This is a genomic window from Bacillus thuringiensis, assembly GCF_022095615.2.
In the GTDB taxonomy this organism is placed as follows: Bacteria; Bacillota; Bacilli; order Bacillales; family Bacillaceae_G; genus Bacillus_A; species Bacillus_A cereus_AG.
On record NZ_CP155561.1, the window covers coordinates 103,636 to 125,868 of the forward strand.

A 22,233-nucleotide genomic window follows, 5' to 3' on the forward strand; every position below is an offset into this window, starting at 1 on the left:
CGTTTCACAGAACATTAATTCTATCGTAAGGAGTAATTTTGTTTTTTTAGACAAGCAGGTCGATGAAGTTATTAATAAGCTTATAAGAGCTCATACAAATGTTGTGATAAATGAGGACATATGTTGTACAAAAAATAGATACAAGCAAAAACATTGCTCGTATCTATTTTTTAAATCTTTCTGGTACAAAAACTATTGTGAGGCAAAATTAATTGAACTAGAACTTGAGCATGATATAGATGCAATTGTTCATCCAAAATTTAAACGACTGTATTTTGATAATAACGAAATTACAGTAAGTGTGTATATTGAATTCAATCTTTTAGACGATTCTATTGTCGCTACTCAATAAGATATTCTCTAAGACAGAGGTATAATATGAAGGATATTTTATTAATTGCTTACGAAAATCTTTTTCGTAACTTTGAATTAACGATTTTAACTTTCTCTTATTTGTAGGTGGAGATTGATCTCTTAAAACTCCGCTCAAATCTCTTGAAATGATCCGATCGACAAAACCTAATTCGTAAAATAGTATATTTAAAGAGTTAGGTACACCATATTTCATACGCTTTTGTAATCTCTTAAGATTTTCAACTAAATATATATTTTGATCAGTAATTAAAGACTCAACTAATTCCGCGACCGCTCCAATTAGAAGCATACCTTCATATGAAAGTGCATTGTCACAAATTTCTACAATATGATCTATTTTATATTCTCTACGCTGTTTTTTTGTTTTCATCCTAATATCCTTATCTTTAAGAATATCTAATAGTATAAAATAAGCCTTTCCATGAATCCATGCGATAGCGACTTCTCTTAAAATTTCAGGCTCCTCGCATTTATTAAATGTTTTATTTTTAATATTCGATGCTAAAAGCGGCCATAAAACATTCAAAAGCTCCTCATAGCTTTCACACTTCACAAGTTCATCTAAATGCATTTTAGTCCATTCTTCAATCTTTATAGCAGTTTCCACACCATATAGAAGTTTCCCATACGATTTCTTTTTTGAGTCTTCTGGAATATTATTTGAGATATTGTTAGCTAGCATTTGAAATAAGATAACAATTTGTTCTTTTATATGATCATCAGCTAGTGAATAAGCCAAAGTCTCTTTAGCAAGTGAGCTTACCCAGTTTTCTCCTGCTTCATTAGTTGCATATTCCCAATTGGCCATCAAATAACTTTCAATAGATGAGAGTACATTAATTTTTGATTCGACTTGTTGATTCAGTCCATCAATTGAAAATCCCTCGTTGGCAAATGCTTTCGCTATTTTTTCCAATCCCACGTAAGCTTTATCAGAGTCTTCGAAATAAATTTCAAATAGTTTTATGTAATTAATATTATGTGTATTCTTCTTATCATCGCTACATAAGGGATCAAATATCTTTAACAATGAACTCTCAACTGGTTCTGAGTTATTTGGATCTAATAAGCTTTTTACTTGTCGCCAACGCCATTTATTATTATAACTGTTACGTTTATCATAGATATTAGGGTCTGCGAATATAACACTACCTTCTGTATGCATACCAGAACGACCGACGCGACCAATCAAATTCTGAAAATCACGAACTTTAATTTTTTCAGATCCTTGATAAATACTCGTTACAATAAGATACCTAATAGGTAAATTAACACCTTGTGCTAGTGTAGATGTACAAATGACGAACTTTGCTAAGCCTTCTTTAATTGAGTGTTCCACAGCATGACGGATACCAGAAGGTATATTTCCATGATGTGTTAAAATCCCTAGTTCCGCACCTTTAGTGACAGAAGCTTGTGAACCAAGATGTAAGCAATAAAGGCTATACAGTTTCCTTAATTCATTTTTTTTCGATAATTCAAACGGAGTTATTAAAGTTAATCCTCGTTCATATGCCTCCACTACCTTGTCGCAAAGACTAGATACATTATCTTTCTTTCCACAAAATATTGCCACACTTCCATTTGAAGTTAGCTTTAAACCTAAAAATAAAGAGACAGTGCTGCTATCGTTTTTAATCGGAAAGAAACGTTCGGTTGTTTCTCTTCCTTTCAATTGCAGTTTTTGTTGCTCTATTATTCTGGGTACATAAAAATCTAATTCATCAGGATTTTCTTCATTCAGAAATTGAAGTTTTCCAAGACGATCCATCCAACTTGTAAGTGCTACAGTTCGATATGTAGGAGAAAGATTAACTCCTGAAACAACTTTATTTTCAGGGCCATTAAGCCAAGAACCAACCACTTCTGCATTATTGATTACAGCGGATATTAATACTTTTTGTACCCCTTCAGGAACCATCCCTTTTAAAGCCGTAAGGAGTAATTCATAATTGATTCCTCGCGTATTACTATCAAATTGATGTCCTTCATCGTATATTAATAACCCAATTTCCGTTGCCAATTCTGGACATTGGCGCAGCATGTAAATAAGTTTTTCTGGAGTAACAACTAAGATGAAATCATCTCTAAGTATTGATTTCAGTTCAAAATCCATTTGAAGCACATCTGATAATTCATCTATATTAATAGAATCACTTTGGAACGACTTACTCAGACTCATACTTATTTCATGACATAATGCCCTAAATGGAGCCACGATTACAGCTAAAGAGGTTCTATTTGATAGAAAAGCACTACGTATTATTACTTCCGTCGCCTTGGTTTTACCAGCACTAGTTGGTAATTGAATTACAGCGGATTCCCCTTTAAAAACACCAGTTTCTCCCAAAAGGTGTTGTGCTGGCCAAAATTCTTGAATAAAATTTTTATTTTGTAAAATGGATTCCCAATTCCCAACACTTATACCAGAATATTTAGGCAAACATTTTCTACTAGAGTTTTCAATTCTTTTTCTTATTACCGCACCAATTACATCAGCAAAAAGCAACTCTCTTGGAGAACCAAATTTATAAGCCTCACCCCTTAGATCGGAAATGAGTTTATATATATGTTGTTCATTTCCACCTGTCTCATAAAATATAGATAGATTAATTGAAATATCTATTATATTCATTGCATATGTTCCGCTTTCTTCTACATAACAGGGGGTGAAATTTCCAATTAGCAGTCGAGCTAATAAGGTATCTAAATCCGAACATTCTAAGTTAAGTTTATTCATTTCAATACGTTTTACTAAAACAAGTGAACTTCCTGGTAAGTCGCATAAATAATAAGAGGCTGAGCCTAGTAGTAAAACGTACTCATCTAAATCTGCCATAAGATTAGTATGTAAATACGCATCAAAAAAATGTGCTGAAAATTTAAGGTTATCACGCAATTCCTTTAAATAATGCTCGTCTGGATTCTCGGAATTTATATACGCTGACAAATCACCCAGCAACCCTATTGCCAATGTAAAAAGGGTTGCTGGATCTTTTGTGAGTTTTATATGATCTACTTCTTCGACGTTATATTCATTCATTTTTGCTTTTGATCTAGTAGCACTTAATAATTTTTTTGATTGTCTCTCAGGCTTCATCTGCCGCCCTCCTATACAATTCATGGACAAGAGTCATCATATTTTTACCATGAATTACTAATAATGTTAGATTATCTTTATTTGGATGCTCATTAATAGATGTATTTGTAATCGTTGAAAAATCCAGTAGACTTGAAGAAAACATAGCAACTGCCCCTGAAATCTCTTTATATGGATGATCAGTAGGGTTTTGGAACCTATTTATTCTTTTTGATTCTTCAAGTTCATTTTTGAGATAAAGTTGTTGTTTAATTGCATTTAGTGACTCACCTTTTCTAGCTACATCTTTTTTTGAATCATCAACAGCATTTTGCAAACGTGGGTTTGCCCTTGTACCAGAAAATTGTGTTTTGGTTTCAAAAATTGCTAGTGTATCCTCAGGCGTATACTCTCCATCACTGATAATTTTAAAAGCCAGAGTATCACATCCTTTAGAAGATTCATTACCAATTATTTTTGTGCCATATCGAGTACGAGGTACCCAGTAATTTAGAATAAACTCAAGGTAATCAGCTACTAATATTTCTCCGAAATCCCCTGCCCGTATACTAGGTCCTGGAGTACGAGAAGAGTCAGGAAATTTTATGATGTTTAAGTATTCTGCTCTTGTATAATTGTAACCCTCCCTAAAAAAATCAATTTCACTATCTAAACAATAATGTTCACGAAAATGTTTTGCCCATGAAGATAAAGTTTCTTCATCTTGCTCATACTTAAATTCGAAAACTTCAATATTTTTACCTTCAGATGTTTGAATGGTTTGACCCGTATTTTCAAACCATCTAATATGTGATTGTGTAGTTAATATCATGTTTATTCATTCCTTATTTAATATATTTTCAGGAAATATCTTCTAAGGATATTTTACCAAAAAATCAAGACATTTAGTTATTTGAAAAATAAATATATTGCTATTAAGATATGATTTAATTTCAGTATTAATAGGAAAATAGTGTTACTAAGAGTATTATCTTCTTCACGTAGATGTAAAAAGAGCTAGTTATGAGGAAATAAAGAATGTTGGCTTGCAATAGATTTTTGGTGGAAAAAGGTCGATAAAGATATTAAAAGGCTTATAAGAATCGATAAGGGTATTAAGTTGATACCAATGGACAACTAATGCGAATATTGTTGTAAATGAGATTATTTGTGATACAAAAAGGAATAGTACATATAGAATTATTCTGTATGTCACTATCCCCCCTTCTTTTATTCTTATATAATGTGTAACATCATATTGTTATCCCCATAGCAAAGTATCATTTCATACTACTAGGGAGCATGCCTCCTCTGTTTTTATATAGAAAAAGAGAGTCCCTATTTAATAGGCACTCTCTTATATATATCCTCTATTTTTAATCAACTTTGATTTCATGTATATTCAACTTGTTTAACTTTTCCATATAAAAACTCATTATTTTTTGAGCATGTTGTATAGCGATTAATCCATCTTGAACAGTAAGTGCTTCAAAATACGGATAACGAATGTCTGTAGCATAACCATTCAGCTGCACGCACTGTTCTAAAATTAATGAGAATTCCTCATCTAATTTCCGACACGATTTGTGCAGCATTAAAAGGTTATGAGTTTTTGGAACTGTTCTACCGTTTAGTGCAAGAAATCCTTTTAGAAGTTTTTCCACGCATTGTTGACTATGATAACAAATAATTGCAGTAGGGAAAGGGTTCATGTGAGTTAAGTAACTAGCAGAATCTAAATCAGATTTTGCAATAAATACCCACTCTTTTAGATCCTCAGTATTTCTCATATAGGACCTTCCCTTCTAGTGCAATCTTATGTTCCATAGTAACGGTACGGCTAGCACGTTCTTGAAACTCTTCTGGTCCATACACTAAAATATCAACTGGTGTTTCCATAACATCATAAATACCCCAATTAATACGATTAATGACTTCCCTTTTTCTTTCTCCTACACCTTCCACAACAATACAGAGATCAAAATCACTGTCTTCATTTGGTGTGCCATATGCATGAGAGCCAAAAAGGATGATTTTTTGGACAGAAGATACAGTTTCACGAATCTTTTGCACCAATAGGTCCAATTCTCTTTGTACCTCTTCGTTAATCCGAATCACCCCTCGGATAATGTAATTAAATTGACGTTTAAGTATATTATACATGCGTTTCTCTTCTCCCTGCTATTATATATTTTTTTTTCTTGTTTTCTTGTTTTCCAACGTTTTGCAATGCTTGGTAACATTCGTAACCTGCTTGAATTCTTATAAGAGGCTAACGTCTGCACTACTATTTCCTCTTTTACTTATTAAAACAATATATGGTACAAGCTTTTTTCCTTTTGCGATATTGATAATAATGCTCATTGTAGATATCCCCCTAGTTTTATTTTGAAAGTGTATTCCCTAAGTTTCTTAGATATGAAATTGATAAATTTGTAATCCTATGTACGGTGTACAAGTCAAATGAGTGCATCAATAGTATCGATGCAGTATGGATAACTCCTTCCTCCTGCACAATGGAAATAACATATTGAAGTAAATTCGCCTGCTTAATAAGTGTATGTATATACTGGATGGGCATTTGAATCTATATAAGTATCATTCCTCTGGCCTTCAAGTGCTTCATATATTTGATTTATCTCTAACTCGCAAATAAATTGAAATAGCTTATAGTCATGATGTGGTTCCTCTAATATTGGCTCAATCTTTGTAAGCAGAAACATGTAATGCTTAATATTTGTAAACATTGCGAATTGGAGAGTTTTAAATGTCCTCATAATAAAAGAAGGAGACAAAAAAACATGCCTCCTTTCCGCCCCCTTGTATATTTATTTTAGAAAAATAATCCCGCTTAGATTATAATCTTCGTTAACTCCTGTTATTGAATACTCACCTGCAAATATGAACTTAAGATGAATACAGTAAAAGTTACTTACCGTATTTCTATTTTTCCTATCTCTGTGAATTTATTCAAAAAAAGACATTGAACTAGGTCGTTCAATGCCTTCTCTCTTCTTACATATTTGTGTACTCGAAGTACAATTTTTCCGGTTCTCCATACGTATTAATTTCATTCTGATATACAGCAGCTAATTGCTGTGACATTTCAATGCTCTCCATATAGGATAATGAAGTAACTGCTTCTATTTTTTCTTTAATGTTATTAGGAAGAACTGAATAAGATAAGCTATTCATCTTACTCCCTAATTTAGTTTCTGTAGCAGCTTCATAATAAATCTCAGTAATTAGAACTTCATTATCATCTGGATCGTACATATACCCTCGGTTAACTGTAATCATATTATATGACTCCTCTCTGGTTTACAAATCCTAATCTCTAGTGTTTTTAGCATTGCAACAAGTACCCTACTTCTATATACATTCTCTAGTTTTTAATTTTTATATTCCACTCTTTATCTAGTTTACTATGAATTAGAAATTAATCTCTTTCTTTTATGTCAAATTCAAAAACCTTTAACAATAATAAGAAACGCTGTAAACCTAGTGCTGTTATTCACATTATTTTGTAATGGTTATTACCTGTGTGCCTAACTTTTAAACATTTAGGTACCTTACACAATCGAAGATAGGATATGTTTCTGTTAAATAAAGGCCCATTGTTTCATGGTTATTATGAGTATTAATGACTTTCATATTCTTTTTCTTATGCTATACTTTGTAAAATTTCATATAATCTCTCCTCTAAATGAAACAAAAAAACACAATAGGTGTACTTTTTTATTTCGCATATTATTAGCCCGAAGGTCTACGTACAAGTGATTCCTAACTTAAAGACAACACAAAAAGGGCTTCTTTAAGTCGATTAAAAACGTGCATAGCAAAATAAGCTATATATACACTAATCGGCTCAAAGAAGCCCTTTCACAATTGAAACAAGAAACAAAACTTGCTTCTACAACTCAACCACAACACAATAAGGTGTGGGAATAAACGGAATCAATTAAACAATAAATATACGTTTATATTAATCTATTTTTATATGATATTCAATTATTTTTAATAAAATGAAGATAAGAAGGGACCTTCTATGCAGTTGTTATATGTATTAATAATAGCTCCCTTGTTACCCCTGCTGAAAATCCCCTCTTATTTTCAGTTCTTGGTATTAGTCCATGTACTGCATTTCAAAATAAAGTTTTTTTGGCTTTTGATTTTGGTCTAAATAACAAAGTATTTCTGGAATGGTTTGTTCTTCTACTTCCATACTTTCCATATAAGACATACTTTCGTTTTCTTGAACTTTTTCAAAAATAGAAGTAGGTAGCTTGTCTGCAGCAAACACACCCATTTTGCTGCCTAATTTTTGTTCAGATGCAGCGTTGTAGAAAATTTCGTTCACAATGACCTCATTATCATCTGGATCATACATGTAGCCTCGTTGTATACGTAGCAATGTGTTACCCCTTTCAAATATATTCCTTTACACGGAATAATTATATTCATATATATTGTTTTTTCTGCATAAAGGTGTCAAAGAATATTATTTCGCAAAATCCGTACTTTGTATAGAGGTAGATACAGGATTATTAATTTTCACACAATACTTCAAAATTTTTTTGATTTGATTTGTGGATTAAAATGTATGCTAGGAGTAACATGTAGTATGGTTAAAAGGTTGTGCTAAAGAGTAATAGACTGGTTAGCTCTATTACTCTTTGTAGTTGTTAATACAAATATAAAATTTAAATGGCAAATTGATGAATGAGTGATAGTACATATTTTTCGCTATAATTAACGAAATTAACATTAATGACTAACGGGTCATATAAATCTGATTCAGCTTGAATGCATGGATCAATAAGTCTTAAATTAAAGTTCATTGCAAATTTAGTTTTATCAAATTCATTATAAAATCTGATAGAATAGTAATTTCTTTGCATAGAGTTACTGTATCCCTCAAATTCTATTTTTTGAGATTTAATCATTTTTTTCACCTTCCTTTGTTGGGATGTTTTGATAATAACTCTAGTGTAAAATTACTGCAACAACATAATATATATTTGAAAATTTGTTTTTTTGTCCTTAATTATGTACGTTTTAAACGAAAATAGATGGAGAGAAATTATGAATATAAATAGATTAAAAACTCAACAAATCCGAGTAAATAAGGTGCAAGAAATTATAGATTTTTATGAGGGTTTTTCTACCATGTTACCGATATTGTATACTGATCATCTTTGTTATGCAGAAGGTTTTTACGAGAAAAAGAATGAATTCCAAAAGGATTATGAAAAATATGTTATTAGTATTGTGAAAGATAGGAAGAACTTTGAAACTAATTTAGAACAAGTATTACAACGTATAGCCGAAAGGACTGTCTTATTAAAAGAAGCATGTCAATATATAATAAGTTGTTTAACTGCTTTAATTCAGCCAAAGCAAGTTAATAGAAAAGGAGAAATGAAAAAAATAACCAAGAGTAGTCTATTGTCTGTATTAAATGAAATAGAGCGTACAATATTGTCTATTAATGTTAAAAGAGAAGAGTTTAGTACCCACCTATTTATGCAAACACACGCGATAAGAAAAAAGTTCTTAGTGGATGCATATATGCAAATACTTAGTCTTCTTTCTGTTGAAAGGGAAGAATTTGAATTCCTTTTTAGTAATGAGCTTAATAAAATCTTATCTGTATCTCAAAAAAATTCTAATGTTGGAATTATTAAAGAACATAGAAAAATTAAGAAAGATAAAAATTTAATTGTGAAATATTGTTTATTTTTCAAGGGATATTCAAGACGATACTTTTTAAAAGAGGAAAGAGCAATTGCAAATAATATAAAGGACTAGTAGGAAAACTTCACGGTATTACTTGATATAATCTATTTATTTACAAACTAAGCCCCCCTTTAAAAGAAAGCGATAGTTTGTAAGGGGGGCTTAGTTTGCTGTGAATAGCTTTGTATTTACTTGTTTAATCTCCCCTTCTGCAAGGGGCTGGTAAAATGCATGTTGTAATCCTTGTATATGTAAGGTTTCCCCTATACATAGCAATACTTTACCAGGAATTAAATCGAGTAGTAGTTCATTATTAATTTGTTTTGCTTGTTTTTTAGTAGAAACATAAATAACTAGGATTGTAGGGTTATTCCCTAAATCTTTTATAACAACATCTTTTCCTGACTCTACGAAATCTTTCCAGCTGGCAATGATACGTTTTAAGCGCCCCTTATTATCTGTTAATAGAGTGGAGTATAAAACGAAATTACACACTTGATCTACTCCGCCTTGCACTGCAAAACTTAAAGGAGGGGTAAAAATTCCTTTACTAATAGATGGGTGCATAATATGTCCTAAAAATGATGGAGCGTAACGTAAATGACAAAGTAAGTCTATATCATGCCAATAACGCAGGTGAATATATTTACCATGATTATCAATTCGCTCTGGAGCAAAGAAAAACATATTTCCTTGCCAGTACTTTAAGAGTTTATAACCATTATCGGATAACGTATATGTTTCTTCAAAGATCTCCATATCAAAAAGCTCTACTTGCCATTTTTCAATCAGATGATAATAGAGTAATCCTTGAAGTGCATCATTTATTTTCTTACGTGAATATTTATTCTTGAATAAATATAATAAATGATTAAATCGAACAGATGTATGAATTCCAATGAAAGTGAGTATGACATACTGTTCTTCAGTTAAACGCTGCTTAAACTTAACCAATTCGTCATAAGAATGGAATACATAGGTTTTATCTAGTTCATGTATTCGATATATTTGAAGTCCTTGTACATCCTCACTTGATAAATGAGGAATAGAAGGGGTATAGGGAGACAATTGTTTCTCTATTGTACGCATAGTCATCCATTAAAATTGGAAAATTGACGAATTAGATTTTTTACTTTGCCCCTGTGGATAATTTAGGATACGCACTGTTCCTCTTCTATTTTTAGTATCAATATTAAGCAGCTCACATGTAACAATGGTTTGATTTAAGGCATCTTCTGCAGTTGGGTTTGCAAGATTACGACTCTTTAGTCCTTTAAACTGAATACCTGGCGCGACTTCTACGAAAATCCCGGCAATTGCATCTATACCTACAATTTTACCTACAAAGCGATCACGACGTTTGTTTAGTTCTAAAAGCTTTTCCATTGGATCTGTTTCTAATACTTTTTTATTCCCTCTAAACTCATAGCGAGCATTTTTTTCTACCACTCTATCAATAATCAGTTCTATAACATCACCAATAACAATATTCTCCGGACGAACGAATGAATGGGACCAGTGTGAATACCTAACTCCTACCGTTACGCCATAAACTTCAACCAAGACAGTTTGTGCAGATGGGATGTGTCCTGAAACGGTTCCTGTGTATACCTTATTTCCTTCTTGCGCTGTTACTTCTTCATATAATTTTTTTTGAAGTGCCAATTCCCCTGCTGTGATAGATACAACAGCAAAGTTGCCTTCCTCAGTTTTCTGGAAGTGTTCAATGATAACAGGCTTTGTTCTACCCACTAGCCATTGAGGATTTTTAGGAACATTTATACCTGCCTCTGTAATGGGGCAATACGCTGTTGTATGCGTACCAATTTGCATTGTAAGCACTTGTATACGCTCGGACTTTCCGTTTTTAGTCGGGAATAGCTTTTCGGATACGACTGTAATCAAACCTTTTCCTACAGTACGCTCACGTTTCATACGGGCTAATTCCTCTAATTCATGCTCACGTACTCGCTCAAACTGATTAAATTTTATTTCTAACACCATGTCACCTTGTGGGTTCTCTGTTTCAAAAGCCATTCCAAGTTCTTCTACAGTTTGAGTGTTTGTCTTATCTTCGGCCATTATATTTTCCTCCTAGAACGTAAAAAAGGACACACCTGTACCGTTGGGATGGTACGTAAGGTGTGTCCTTCACGTAAATTATGTTTTATTTATATAGTTATTAATACAAATATAATGGTATTTCTAATCAAATGCAAGAATAATTTTAAAATCATAAGTTTGCTATAGGTTGAATCAAAATCTAGAATGCAGTCTTACTAGGGGACCAAGCACAAACCTATTAAGTCAAAATTTAGAGTTACCCCAAAACAAGAATTTTGTGTGAATTGTTCATTTTTTGTTTTGGGGTAATTTATTTTTGTTAGGTTGATGGGCATGTGTCTGTACCCCATTTTTAACAAATTATTTATTGTGCAAACTTTATATATTCTTGTTCCAGTTTTTTGAAGTCACAACACTTGTTTTTCAGAGCGGGAATATTTTTTTCCGTTATCAGTTTATGTAACTTTTGAGCTTTTTTAATTATTTTATCTTGGTTACTAACAATAAAACGATATTCTTTTTCTAGAAAAGCTTTGTTTTTCTCACTTTCTTTGTCAAAATCCACCTTGGTCATTTCAGTTATGATAGATGGGAACATATTGTTTATATTGAGTAATGCGATTTTTTTATCATCATCTTCTTCTCTATCTTTTCCGTAAATGATGACGCAAGATTGATCGCTGTTTTTAATGTGTCCGTGCTTGTCTTCCTTATAAGAAGTAAGCGGAGCAAAATATTGATGTACTCCAATGGTTATCAAGACCCCTAAATAAGTTCTTAGTTTACCGTCGTGCCTATTGTCCATAATTTTGCTCTCGATATTTTGCAGGAATGTTATGTACTTGTCGGTTGCTCTAAAAAAATCTAATTGTTTTACTTCGCTACTCAACCTTGCTTCCCCCTCTGTGGTATCACCATATAAAAAAAGCAGTGGAGACCACTGCTTTTTTTATATGGCGGTGAACGCCCACTTTTATAGCTCGCATTATATGGCAGCGAAACGCCCACTTTTATAGCTCGCATTATATGGCAGCGAAACGCCCACTTTTATAGCTCGCATTATATGGCAGCGAAACGCCCACTTTTATAGCTCGCATTATATGGCAGCGAAACGCCTGCTTTTATAGCTCGCATTATATGGCAGCGAAACGCCTGCTTTTATAGCTCGCATTATATGGCAGCGAAACGCCTGCTTTTATAGCTCGCATTATATGGCAGCGAAACGCCCACTTTTATAGCTCACACTTATGGTGGTGAAACACCAATCGTCGATAATTTAATTATCGCTTGTTGTTAGTATTATTATATTACTTGATTTATATTCCGTCAATGACATCTAACCATTTTGTTAATGATTGTCAACTTTTTATTGGTTGTTTTTATAACCATTCTCTCTGGAATTCGATTTCAAATATATTTTTGTTATCTGTAATATTTTAGGCTTAATAAGAGAAAAATATGCTCGTTCTTTAAAATTTAAATCACATTGCTTTCGTAGATGATCGAAAGCAATGTGATTTAACATAGCCGATCTCTCGATTTTGTAAGTTATTGCATTTGTTGCATTAATAACAACAGTGCGTAACACCTGTCTAGTGCCTTATGATGCATTAGGTGTTCGATTGCATCTTCTAGTGAATACCAACGCTCAGAATCCGCGAATGTAGTGTATAACTCCATTAAACATTTTGATTTAAAGGTGATGGGGGCTATGTTGTGAGCAAGACATGTTTGTCGTAACATAGATATATCTAATTCGTCATTATAGATTAACAATATTTTATCGTCCGCAATGTCACATAACTGTTTATACACTGAACTCCAGGACTGACCTTTCTCCACCATTTCATCAGTAATACTGTGTATCATAATCGCATCGTTGCAAATCCTAACAGTCGGTCTTATAAGTGTATGTAAGAGGCTTTACCATCCAAATCAGTCACAGCGATTTCAACGATTTCATCAGTTGCGCCTAATCCAGTTGTTTGGGTGACTAAAACAAGAAAATTGATTTTGTTGTTGAAAATGTAGTTGATTTTGTTCTTGTAGGACTCTCTCTGTTCCTTTACTAGCGTAGTTAGATCGTCATGAATATTTCAGATAATTGAGTACAACAATATATTATAATTAAAATTCCAGAGGAGATAATTATGATAGAGATTGAATTACCAAAATTAGAAATTAATCTTATTGATGCTGCTCAAAGAAGTGAAGGTTTTCTTGGAACACTTGATTTAGCATCATTAAAAATTGTTGAGCAAAGATACTTGAGATTTTTAGCTCTAATTAAAAAGTATTCTCCCCCGATTTGCTCCAACTTATGAAATTAATCAAATGTGGCATTTACATATGTTACATCCCCGGAAATATTATAATGATTGTATGAATTATCTCGGATTTATTCTCGACCATAATGCAGGATTGGGTAAAAATGAAGAGGAATATTCCGATCTAGTTAATACTTTCAATAATACTACTGAGATTTGGAATAGTGAGTTTAGTGACCAATATAATACTCCAGAATCTATAAGACATAAAATAGATGGATACAAAAATGGAAATTCGGTTGTTGAAAATAGCGTCTCACCTGCTGCTAGCAACCAACCACCGCGATGTGATGCTCGCTCACGGTCGTAAGTGAGCAGACCTTTAAGGATTTAATCAAGGAGTTTAAACATTCCGGCCCTGCATATCGCGAAATGTATTACTTTCCAATCACCGAGGATATAACGAATAAAGACCAATTTCTGAATTTAATGCTGAGAAATGGGCTTTTTGATATTGGAATTTCATTAGCGTTGTAAATCCGTATTTATCTATACTATGGAAGTCATTAGTATTAGGGGTATTTACATTTAATTCCATATGCATAACGCTTTTTGGACTTATCTCGGACTTACCCCATGCCCATCAACTTAAGGGCGAAACAAACTGAACCTTCATTCAGCTAGGTCAAAACATTCTTAAAATAGAAGTATATTCTTAAAAATGCGTATAACAAATAAACCCTAACGGGTTTCGCTTTTTTTATTATGCAATTTTCTTTTGTTTTATCAATCCAGTATACTCATAGACAACACCCAGAATATCAAAGACAGTTTTCTTCTCATATCTGTGAGATTTTCGTCCATTCTTCTGTAGAAGATGGAACAAGCGGATTAGCATCCTTGTTATTTCTCGGGTGTTTTGCTGTATAGCTTGATAAAGAATGTATAGATGGTCTTGAATCATTCCAATGGCTTTATATTCACTTAATTCTCTTTTCTTCTTTTGTAAAATTAATTGTCCCATCTTAAACATAGTAGAAGAACATAGAAAAATAGCGATGAGTTTTCCATAAATGTGGCATTCTAATCGCTCTCGTTTGATATTTTGCCAATCATGAATTTGAAATAAGGATTTCCAAGTTTTAAAGATAATTTCAATCTGCCAGCGAAGAGAATAAAAATCATGTATTTGTTCCATCGGAACCCATTCCAAAGGTATATTGGTAACATAAATGTTCATACCAGCTAAGCGTTTACTTTTTTCTGAGTACGTAATACCCTTTTTACTTTCCGTATACACTTGCTTTTTCTTACGTTCTCGAAGTTTCTTTTCAGTTAATCGATATATAATAACTCGTGTAAATAGTTTTTTATCCTTTCCAATATAAGCTTCTGTTATTTTCATGGACCTGTCTTGGTTTTAACGTATTCATAATGTGTTCTAAATCAACTTTGATGTACTGAGATTGTTTTTTTATTGTCCCATTTCGAAAGTATTCAGGAAACTCATTTTTAATATACACCATATTATTTAGTTTAAGCCGCGATATATAATACACGCCACGTTGGTCCATTTGATTTAAATCATCCAGTGAATAATAGCCTAAATCCCGAATACATAGATCGCCAGGTCGTAATGTCGCTAAACATTCTGTTCCAAAGGTCTTATCATTGTTCTTCCCCGGTTCAACTTGAAAATTTAAAAATTGTCCGCTATGTAAATCATATTCTAATTGAATCTTTATACCCGCTGTTTGTGCACAACCACCTGACCCAGAATACACATTAGCTAAATGTTTTGGCACTTGAAAAATTGTTGCATCTAAAATACGAATCCGTTGAAAATAGGTGGTTGAAGAGCTTGGACTCAATAAACGTTCCTGTAACAGCATGAAGTTGACTACACAGCCGAACTAATGAATCACTCGCAACACGTTGACTAACCCAGACACAGATAATAGCTAAATCATGACCTGAAAATTTAAGCTTTCGTTGTACAAAAGTTAGTTCCCTAGCAAGATTCTCTAAAAATGAAGGAGTAAGATGTTGATGCAACTCTTCAGCAAATAACTGTAGTTCACCTTGAACCGTAAGATTCATAAAAAACGCCAACCTTTCTGTATATTTCTACAAAAAGGATAGCGTTTTTAAGGTCAAATTAATATGAGATTATATTGGTTTAATAAAATCCTATAAATTCTCTTATAGAGTTTAATCTTTGGTAACCGTATTATAATTTATGAGGATTATTTTTTGTTAAATTTTTTAATTCGTTTTCAAGGGAAAGCTTAAGGCTTTTCTTTTTCTTTTCAATGGATGTGATCTTATGAAAAGTTAACAAAGATAACATAGACAATAATTTATAATATATCTCTGTAGATCCGTTTTTATTGTTTGAAATAATTTGCTCCATAGTATAGAATCTCCTTTTTTAACACAGTCATATTTCTAATTTCAATACTTGGTTATTATTTTACCAATTTTTATTAAAATCTTCTACTTTACTAATTATTAATTCTTGATAACCTATATTCTAATTCTATATTTACCTTTAACAGTGCAATTTTTTCGTTTGAGGGATACTTCAAAATGTTAAGTTGATGGGCATGGGGTACCGCCAGCATCTCGGAAAACACTCACGCTAAGAGCATGCAAGATTTTATACAGTTTTTCGGAAAATCCAGTAACAAACAATAACCCTAAAACCGCGCTAGAATAGGAATGTATAAAAAATATATAGATCCATAGAACAAAAAAGAAGGTTCCCTTGTGAGAGTAGGGTTCCCCTTTTTCTTTGCTACCGATAATGCTAATTATGTAAATAAGCTGTCCATATGGACAGCTTATTTTATTATTGGCTTAGCGCGTTTTTTTTCGAAATGCTGACGATACCTATACTAGATTTAATTTGAGGTTTACAAACTATTAATCAAAGAAATTATTCAATTCCTTACTCATTACGTTCGACGTTTTTTGCTTTGGCTTCTCAATATTATTAAGTAGCGACTGCGTAGTGTTATTCTTATTTTTTTGCTGAGATTTTAAGTGCACTTGGCGTTCTTTATAACTCATAGGTTTATGTTCTGATTGCTTCTCATCCTTTTTCGAATGTTCTTCTCGATTTTTTTCTAAGTTTTCTTGAACCGTAATACTAATAGATTCATAAACTTTTGCTACATCTTCATCAAGCTTATTTTCTTCGGTATGAGTAAGCGTCTCTTCAATTGGAACTGTGCTGATTTCTACTTGTGTTTCTTCTGACTCTGTTATTATAACGGGAATTGAAGTAGATTCTATACTTGTTTCTGCAGTTCCTATCATTGTAACGGGAAGTCCATCAGATGGGAATTCTTCAAACAGTGGTTCAGTCTCATCAGGAATCTCGGAATGAATAATGGAATCTTTATTCCAATCTTGCTCTAACATAGTAATAGATAATTCTTTGTTTAGTTCTAATACCTCCATGTTTATTTCATAGCATTCGTCCATAGGAGGTAATTCTATATCTATGGTTTCTTTAATATCTTCTTTTGCGTTTGGTTCTTTTATTTCAGTGCTTATACTTTCTAGATGTGCTTCTTCTGCTATAACAGGAAGTTCATCATTTCTTTGTAGGGCTTCTATTAATCTTGATGCACGTGTATAACTAATTTCAAATGTATCTTGTAGTACCGGTATAGAGGCATTTCCCGCTTCTTTCACAAAACTTAAAACATCGTCGTATAGAATATCCTTAAAGACGCTAGTCTCATCTTGTACAGTTCCTTGGTCTTCGCTCCGAATCGCTACTTCCCGTGAAATAGTATTGTCAGATGAATGAGTAGTATTAACACTTGTTTCTTCTGGCATACTACTATTATTTGAAATTAATACTTTACGAGGTCCATCCCCTGTGTAAGAACTTACAATTTGATTTTGTTCTAACTTCTCGATACATTGCATAGCCTTCATATAGCCAATCCTGAATTTTCTTTGCAGAAGGGATGGCGAGACTTGTTGTGATTCAATAATAAATTCCTTAATATCTTCATACAACTTATTTTCAACTTCATCATCAACATTTCCCTTCTGGCTCATTGCTGCGGGATCATTAGGTAAGGTTTCATTTTGAGACTGGTGTCCCTTATAATCCTCCAATGATACAATGTGTTGATGCTGCGCGTTTGCTCCCATAGAGTTATTCTGTTCAATCTCACCTTCCCGAATAGATGGTAATGGTTGTATTTTTTTTATGTTTTCTGCATCTACATGCTTCATAGGATTTGCTTTCTCGATAGATTCATTAATAAGGCGAAGACGCTCATTTTCCCAATATTCACCTGTTTTTGTATCTACTTGAATGATTGCTTTGGCGAATTCTTCTTTTGGTACAAAGTTACTTGTAATTTGTTGTACAGGTTGCACATGATTATCTTGTACGATACGAGCAGCACAGATGAATGCCCCTTGTGCCATGATATCTCCTGGGGACATAACAACTTCTTTCGTCTTTTGATAGGTTGATCCTAGTCGACTAACAGGATTCTCTTGCAGAGGGGAAATACCCTGTTCGGATTCCGCCTCTTTAAATTCCTCTACCTCACCAAACATGTCAGAGAAAATTTTTGCATCATATGGTGTTACATCTCCAAATATCATTTTGTTACGGAACGAACCTAGTAAAGTAAACATGTATTGCTCAGTGAAGTCGAGAGCTAATTGCGATAGTGTTTGGCTAGCAATTGTTAGAATTACTTTATATTTACGAGATTGTGCAGGGAATTCTTTAAACGGCCGCACAACGTAATCCGGAAACTCATCGACAATTATATGATGGTAAGGTGAGACGTTTGGTTCTCTACGGAATACTGCATTTTGCATACTTAACAATACAAATTTTCCTAATACGTTTGAAAGGTCTGCTAATTCCCCTTTCGCAGTATTCACAAGTAATATGCCACCTTGCTCCAAATGTACATCAAAATCGAAATCGGATTTTCCAAATAAAACCCGTCGTATTAGAACGTTGGATGCAAGGTCTTTTAAAATATTACGTAGTCCTTTAACATATTCTTCTTCCCTATCATAATGCATCGGTTGTCCACGATATTTACCAGATTTATAAGTTGCAGGTTCTCCTTGATTGTCCATTTTTTCGCGAATGGTATTATCAAACCACTCGTCAATTCCTTTTATAATTAGATATTCGTTTTTTTGGTCACGTGACGCTGCTCCACTTTGAACAAAATCATATAACTTTTCGACCTGTATTTTTAATAGTTTGTGCATACGGTGAACACGCTCTACATCGTCATACATGCTTATTAAATCATCAAAGGTGACCTCTTTTTGAGGATTATGCAGTTTTAATAAATAGATATGTTGCTTAAGGTGGTTACGCTGTGCTTGTTCAAAGAATGCATTGTTGGATTCCGATAAACCTTGAATAACCATTGCGAAAACCTCTGCTACTTTATCAACTGGTCCCCGCAGAATGTTTATATTTTTGGTATCGGGATTAGTTGGATCAATATAGTAAACCGAGGTTGCGGGAATCTTATGTGCTTGTACTAATTTATAAACCTTTTGACATAAATCATTACTTGGTTCAATAACAGTAACACCATTTAAAAATGTTCCTTTTACTTCTTCTGTATCATAATCATTCTTTTTATAAGCAGTTTCGAATTTATTTATGAAACGTACCATCCAGTGTAAATCTTGATTTATCATTGGAATAATTAAACTTGATGTTTTACCAGAACCAATCGGACCAATAATGATACCATTTAACGTTCTATCTTTTCCCTTAATTCGGACCATTTCTTTATGCTCAATATGCGGTCCAATTTCTACATCAGGGTATATTTGTTCTTCTTGGCTATTAAACCATTTTTGTAACTTATGATTTTTATACTCGTATTTTTGTACCCACTTTAATATTTCTTCTCGGTAACGAACAATATGGCCACTATACCAAAGTGTAAACAAAATCATAAATACTGTAGGTAAAAATACAAAAATCATAGTAAGTGTGTGAAAATTCCCTGTTAAAACATGACCTATGGCTTCATACTCACCAAAATTAACATGCTTTGATTTATCCGTAAGATACGGAATAACCTTTGCATGGATTGGGGCAGTTGCGAACCATAAAAATTGAATATCAACTGCAATATGAGAAGCAATTAAAATTATTAACTTCCCGTTCTTCACATGCAAAGCAGGAATACGGCTGTAAAATCTAAAACTAAATTCTCCTAATAGCAAGGAGAAGAACATTAAAATGAGCGGTACATATGTAATTTCTATAGGATAAGACGGTGGTTCAAATGCATAGTAAAGTAGTTTTATATAGTTTACTAAACCGAATCCAAATGAAAGAATAAACCCGCTAATTAAACCAACTGTAGTAAATAGAGGTAATCGTTGTTTAAATATCTCCATATAGGCTCACCTACCTCTTACAGATATAATTGAGCTTTATGATGGAGTGTAAATCGATTATTGAATTCTTGTTTAAATTGTTCTTTTGATTTTTCTAAAAAGAATTTCGCTGCATCTTCGGTTTGTTTTAAATATAAATCAATGCTATTTCTTTCGCATAGTTGGTCGTATTCTTCTTGAGAAAGTACCGCAATATTTACTTCTATTTTTTTATTCGTTGCCGTTTCAATTATGACATCATACCAAAAGTAATTCGGCTTTCCTGGAATTTGGATATCTTGTAGAGAAACATTAAACGTTGCACCCTCTTCTGTCATATGTTTAAGGACTAGTTCAGGATTTTTAAACGCCTCTCTTGCAGAGATTACTCCCCCATTAGTAGTTGTTGCAAATTGTAAATTCATATTCATTTTTCCACCTTTCTCCATATAAAAAAAGGCAAGCGACACCCACTGTAAAAACAGCGTGTGTCGCTTGCCTTAAATTCATATGTTCTGATTTGATTGTAGTTTTTATTATATGTTCAAACGTTATTCTAACACCCTGAAAAATAAAAATCAATAAAATTATATAGAAGTATATGAAAAATAAGAGATTAATATAATTCAACAAGTTTACGTCTTTTCGGATGTATGTTATTTGCGGTACGTACCATGATCTGTTCATCTGCGTCTATAGTGACATCTTCATTTCTGAGGGATAGCAGTAGTACGTTGTCATAAGTGTCCATTAAAAGTATATCTCGAGGATTTTTGCGCTTCGGGTAGATCACAACAAGTGGAACTCCCTCATCACCTTCTCTTCTTGAAAACACAACATCGTCTAATCTAGCAATCATTCGGTAATCATTTTCATTCCCAAAAATAAAGAAAAAATCTTGCATAGCATCTTTATCTCTTTTATAAGTTCGTCTAAGGCCACCATCTATTTTCTCTTTAAATGTTTGAACTGTTTCAACAAATGCATAGCGCCAATCGGCATCTCCTATTGTACGTTGAGATAAAGGTAAGAGAATATCTTGTTCAAAGTTTTGATTATCATCTATTCCTAGCAGAATATCTGAAATAACATCTCCAGCTTCTTTCAAAGAGCAGATGTGCATATTTAGGTTTGGTAGATTCATTAAATGTTCATGATATTCTCGCATAGAAAATAGGAGATTTTTCATACGTACGTATGGAGGTTCTGCATCTTCTGCAAGGAACATCGACTTGTCATACATAACAAAAACAACAGTTATATTTTTAGTGTTTTTTTGTGCATATTCAATATACTTCCCCACCTTTTCAACTAAGGTAGCATTGGTTTCTTTGCACATATCCATTTCAATGTAAATATTTTTGTCTTTATATGAAATGTGTTCATCAGGAATTAGGAGTAAACCTGCATCTTCAATTTCTGTTTTCTTTTGTTTTTGATGATATGAGCGAATATCTAACTCACATAATATCTTATTCGTATTAGTCCTTTTCGACACTTCTAAAAGTGTGCGTACTAATATTTCTCGTGAGCAGAGTGTATGTAGTGAGATTGAAGAAGAATATCTACGTTTTGAAGATCCTGCAGGAATCCTTCCTAATTCTTGAAGGTAATCAACCATTCTATCTTTTAATGAGAATGTCGCACGTCTGGTTATACTATCATCTCTTTTATCAATTTTTTTCGTCAGGATAGCACCATATTTTGAAAAACGATTAAGTTTTGTAAACATACTATCCTCAGAAAAATCTCTACCCTCAAATGCACTATAAAGCTGAGTAATTTGTCGTGTAGTAAGATGTCTTTTGTAATATAAAAATGTAAATACAAATATATCGGCCTCTTTTAAACGAAAAGATTTCTGTGTGCCTTTACTTGTATATTTATACGTATTACTTTTCATTATATGCAACTCCATAACTCGAATTTATTTTCAATAAATAACAACCATTTCTATATATCTTATTACAGCAAAATTTAGTTGTAAATTATTAAAAGTTTAAGCTGAATTTGCGCTAATCTAGATACTAAAACTTGTACGCTGAAGTTTGGATTACTTCTCATACTAAAAATTCGCTAGAAATATTGATTTATATAGTCTTTCGGTTCTTTTAAATTTGTTCGGACGGAAGACATGTTTGAACCGAACATTTTTTTAAGGTTTAAGTATTGAAATAAAATCGTTAGGACGGCCTAACAATTTTTTAAAACAATCACATTATATAAAGACATGTTCCACATACAGAAAATATAATAGATTAATCACCTGCGCATTGTAGTTTCTTTTCGCTATTGAAATAGAAA

17 protein-coding genes and 2 pseudogenes are annotated in these 22,233 nt (G+C 32.8%); 2 read left to right on the forward strand and 17 right to left on the reverse strand.

Annotation, left to right across the window (positions count from 1 at the left end):
* Positions 1 to 322: 322 nt before the first annotated feature.
* The 8 genes and pseudogenes from KZZ19_RS30000 to KZZ19_RS30035 all read right to left on the reverse strand — a co-directional run bounded on the left by KZZ19_RS30000 (position 323) and on the right by KZZ19_RS30035 (position 8,400).
* Positions 323 to 3,475, reverse strand: coding sequence for a DEAD/DEAH box helicase (locus KZZ19_RS30000; protein ID WP_237982709.1), 3,153 nt, complete (start codon positions 3,473 to 3,475; stop codon positions 323 to 325).
* Positions 3,465 to 4,286 carry a Hachiman antiphage defense system protein HamA gene (locus KZZ19_RS30005; protein ID WP_237982710.1) on the reverse strand — a complete coding sequence of 274 codons (822 nt, stop codon included), beginning with the start codon at positions 4,284 to 4,286 and terminating at the stop codon, positions 3,465 to 3,467. The genes KZZ19_RS30000 and KZZ19_RS30005 overlap by 11 nt, the downstream gene beginning before the upstream one ends.
* 544 nt (positions 4,287 to 4,830) lie before the next feature.
* On the reverse strand, positions 4,831 to 5,244 hold the full coding sequence (locus tag KZZ19_RS30010; RefSeq protein ID WP_237982711.1) for a HEPN domain-containing protein: 414 nt from the start codon (positions 5,242 to 5,244) through the stop codon (positions 4,831 to 4,833).
* A complete protein-coding gene (locus KZZ19_RS30015) occupies positions 5,231 to 5,617 on the reverse strand; it encodes a nucleotidyltransferase domain-containing protein (protein WP_048560221.1) in 387 nt (128 codons plus the stop codon). The genes KZZ19_RS30010 and KZZ19_RS30015 overlap by 14 nt, the downstream gene beginning before the upstream one ends.
* Before the next feature lie 220 nt (positions 5,618 to 5,837).
* Positions 5,838 to 6,231 (reverse strand): annotated as a pseudogene (locus tag KZZ19_RS30020) (hypothetical protein).
* Between the two features lie 238 nt (positions 6,232 to 6,469).
* Positions 6,470 to 6,754, reverse strand: a complete 285-nt coding sequence (locus tag KZZ19_RS30025; protein ID WP_237982712.1) for a hypothetical protein — start codon at positions 6,752 to 6,754, stop codon at positions 6,470 to 6,472.
* An 826-nt stretch (positions 6,755 to 7,580) separates the two neighbouring features.
* A complete protein-coding gene (locus KZZ19_RS30030; RefSeq protein ID WP_237982718.1) occupies positions 7,581 to 7,844 on the reverse strand; it encodes a hypothetical protein in 264 nt (87 codons plus the stop codon).
* 313 nt (positions 7,845 to 8,157) lie between these two features.
* Positions 8,158 to 8,400 carry a hypothetical protein gene (locus tag KZZ19_RS30035; RefSeq protein WP_237982713.1) on the reverse strand — a complete coding sequence of 81 codons (243 nt, stop codon included), beginning with the start codon at positions 8,398 to 8,400 and terminating at the stop codon, positions 8,158 to 8,160.
* Positions 8,401 to 8,539: 139 nt separating this feature from the next.
* On the opposite strand from KZZ19_RS30035, the gene KZZ19_RS30040 reads away from it, so the two are divergent.
* Entirely contained in the window at positions 8,540 to 9,265 is a 726-nt protein-coding gene (locus tag KZZ19_RS30040) for a hypothetical protein (RefSeq protein WP_237982714.1), read from the forward strand.
* A gap of 90 nt (positions 9,266 to 9,355) precedes the next feature.
* On the opposite strand, the gene KZZ19_RS30045 is transcribed toward KZZ19_RS30040, so the two are convergent.
* From KZZ19_RS30045 to KZZ19_RS31320, 4 genes are all read right to left on the reverse strand, one after another.
* Entirely contained in the window at positions 9,356 to 10,282 is a 927-nt protein-coding gene (locus KZZ19_RS30045) for a hypothetical protein (protein ID WP_237982715.1), read from the reverse strand.
* A 9-nt stretch (positions 10,283 to 10,291) separates the two neighbouring features.
* The gene (locus KZZ19_RS30050; protein ID WP_237982716.1) at positions 10,292 to 11,275 is read right to left on the reverse strand and encodes an RNA-binding protein; all 984 of its coding nucleotides are present in this window, start codon (positions 11,273 to 11,275) and stop codon (positions 10,292 to 10,294) included.
* A 346-nt stretch (positions 11,276 to 11,621) separates the two neighbouring features.
* Positions 11,622 to 12,146, reverse strand: a complete 525-nt coding sequence (locus KZZ19_RS30055) for a type III toxin-antitoxin system ToxN/AbiQ family toxin (RefSeq protein ID WP_237982717.1) — start codon at positions 12,144 to 12,146, stop codon at positions 11,622 to 11,624.
* Positions 12,147 to 12,805: 659 nt separating this feature from the next.
* A complete protein-coding gene (locus KZZ19_RS31320; RefSeq protein ID WP_432442740.1) occupies positions 12,806 to 13,126 on the reverse strand; it encodes a 3'-5' exonuclease in 321 nt (106 codons plus the stop codon).
* Positions 13,127 to 13,407: 281 nt separating this feature from the next.
* Here KZZ19_RS31320 and KZZ19_RS30060 point away from each other — a divergent pair, with 281 nt between their 5' ends.
* Positions 13,408 to 13,581 carry a hypothetical protein gene (locus KZZ19_RS30060; protein WP_237982720.1) on the forward strand — a complete coding sequence of 58 codons (174 nt, stop codon included), beginning with the start codon at positions 13,408 to 13,410 and terminating at the stop codon, positions 13,579 to 13,581.
* A 706-nt stretch (positions 13,582 to 14,287) separates the two neighbouring features.
* On the opposite strand, the pseudogene KZZ19_RS30065 reads toward KZZ19_RS30060, so the two are convergent.
* From KZZ19_RS30065 to KZZ19_RS30085, 5 genes and pseudogenes are all read right to left on the reverse strand, one after another.
* Positions 14,288 to 15,624, reverse strand: a pseudogene (locus tag KZZ19_RS30065) (IS4 family transposase).
* A 130-nt stretch (positions 15,625 to 15,754) separates the two neighbouring features.
* Positions 15,755 to 15,937, reverse strand: coding sequence for a hypothetical protein (locus tag KZZ19_RS30070; protein WP_237982721.1), 183 nt, complete (start codon positions 15,935 to 15,937; stop codon positions 15,755 to 15,757).
* A gap of 512 nt (positions 15,938 to 16,449) precedes the next feature.
* The gene (locus KZZ19_RS30075; RefSeq protein ID WP_348638088.1) at positions 16,450 to 19,950 is read right to left on the reverse strand and encodes a DNA translocase FtsK; all 3,501 of its coding nucleotides are present in this window, start codon (positions 19,948 to 19,950) and stop codon (positions 16,450 to 16,452) included.
* Positions 19,951 to 19,967: 17 nt separating this feature from the next.
* The gene (locus KZZ19_RS30080; protein WP_237982754.1) at positions 19,968 to 20,354 is read right to left on the reverse strand and encodes a hypothetical protein; all 387 of its coding nucleotides are present in this window, start codon (positions 20,352 to 20,354) and stop codon (positions 19,968 to 19,970) included.
* A gap of 191 nt (positions 20,355 to 20,545) precedes the next feature.
* On the reverse strand, positions 20,546 to 21,832 hold the full coding sequence (locus KZZ19_RS30085) for a replication-relaxation family protein (protein ID WP_237982753.1): 1,287 nt from the start codon (positions 21,830 to 21,832) through the stop codon (positions 20,546 to 20,548).
* Positions 21,833 to 22,233: the final 401 nt, after the last annotated feature.

Excerpts from the sequence above, each read along its gene's own strand:
- KZZ19_RS30030 (WP_237982718.1), bottom strand. The coding sequence starts at position 7,844 with ATGTATGATCCAGATGATAATGAGGTCATTGTGAACGAAATTTTCTAC.
- KZZ19_RS30050 (WP_237982716.1), bottom strand. The coding sequence starts at position 11,275 with ATGGCCGAAGATAAGACAAACACTCAAACTGTAGAAGAACTTGGAATG.
- KZZ19_RS30015 (WP_048560221.1), bottom strand. The coding sequence starts at position 5,617 with ATGTATAATATACTTAAACGTCAATTTAATTACATTATCCGAGGGGTG.
- KZZ19_RS30070 (WP_237982721.1), bottom strand. The coding sequence starts at position 15,937 with ATGGAGCAAATTATTTCAAACAATAAAAACGGATCTACAGAGATATAT.
- KZZ19_RS30035 (WP_237982713.1), bottom strand. The coding sequence starts at position 8,400 with ATGATTAAATCTCAAAAAATAGAATTTGAGGGATACAGTAACTCTATG.
- KZZ19_RS30025 (WP_237982712.1), bottom strand. The coding sequence starts at position 6,754 with ATGATTACAGTTAACCGAGGGTATATGTACGATCCAGATGATAATGAA.
- KZZ19_RS30005 (WP_237982710.1), bottom strand. The coding sequence starts at position 4,286 with ATGATATTAACTACACAATCACATATTAGATGGTTTGAAAATACGGGT.
- KZZ19_RS30085 (WP_237982753.1), bottom strand. The coding sequence starts at position 21,832 with ATGAAAAGTAATACGTATAAATATACAAGTAAAGGCACACAGAAATCT.
- KZZ19_RS30075 (WP_348638088.1), bottom strand. The coding sequence starts at position 19,950 with ATGGAGATATTTAAACAACGATTACCTCTATTTACTACAGTTGGTTTA.
- KZZ19_RS30010 (WP_237982711.1), bottom strand. The coding sequence starts at position 5,244 with ATGAGAAATACTGAGGATCTAAAAGAGTGGGTATTTATTGCAAAATCT.
- KZZ19_RS30000 (WP_237982709.1), bottom strand. The coding sequence starts at position 3,475 with ATGAAGCCTGAGAGACAATCAAAAAAATTATTAAGTGCTACTAGATCA.
- KZZ19_RS30080 (WP_237982754.1), bottom strand. The coding sequence starts at position 20,354 with ATGAATTTACAATTTGCAACAACTACTAATGGGGGAGTAATCTCTGCA.
- KZZ19_RS30060 (WP_237982720.1), top strand. The coding sequence starts at position 13,408 with ATGATAGAGATTGAATTACCAAAATTAGAAATTAATCTTATTGATGCT.
- KZZ19_RS30040 (WP_237982714.1), top strand. The coding sequence starts at position 8,540 with ATGAATATAAATAGATTAAAAACTCAACAAATCCGAGTAAATAAGGTG.
- KZZ19_RS31320 (WP_432442740.1), bottom strand. The coding sequence starts at position 13,126 with ATGATACACAGTATTACTGATGAAATGGTGGAGAAAGGTCAGTCCTGG.
- KZZ19_RS30045 (WP_237982715.1), bottom strand. The coding sequence starts at position 10,282 with ATGCGTACAATAGAGAAACAATTGTCTCCCTATACCCCTTCTATTCCT.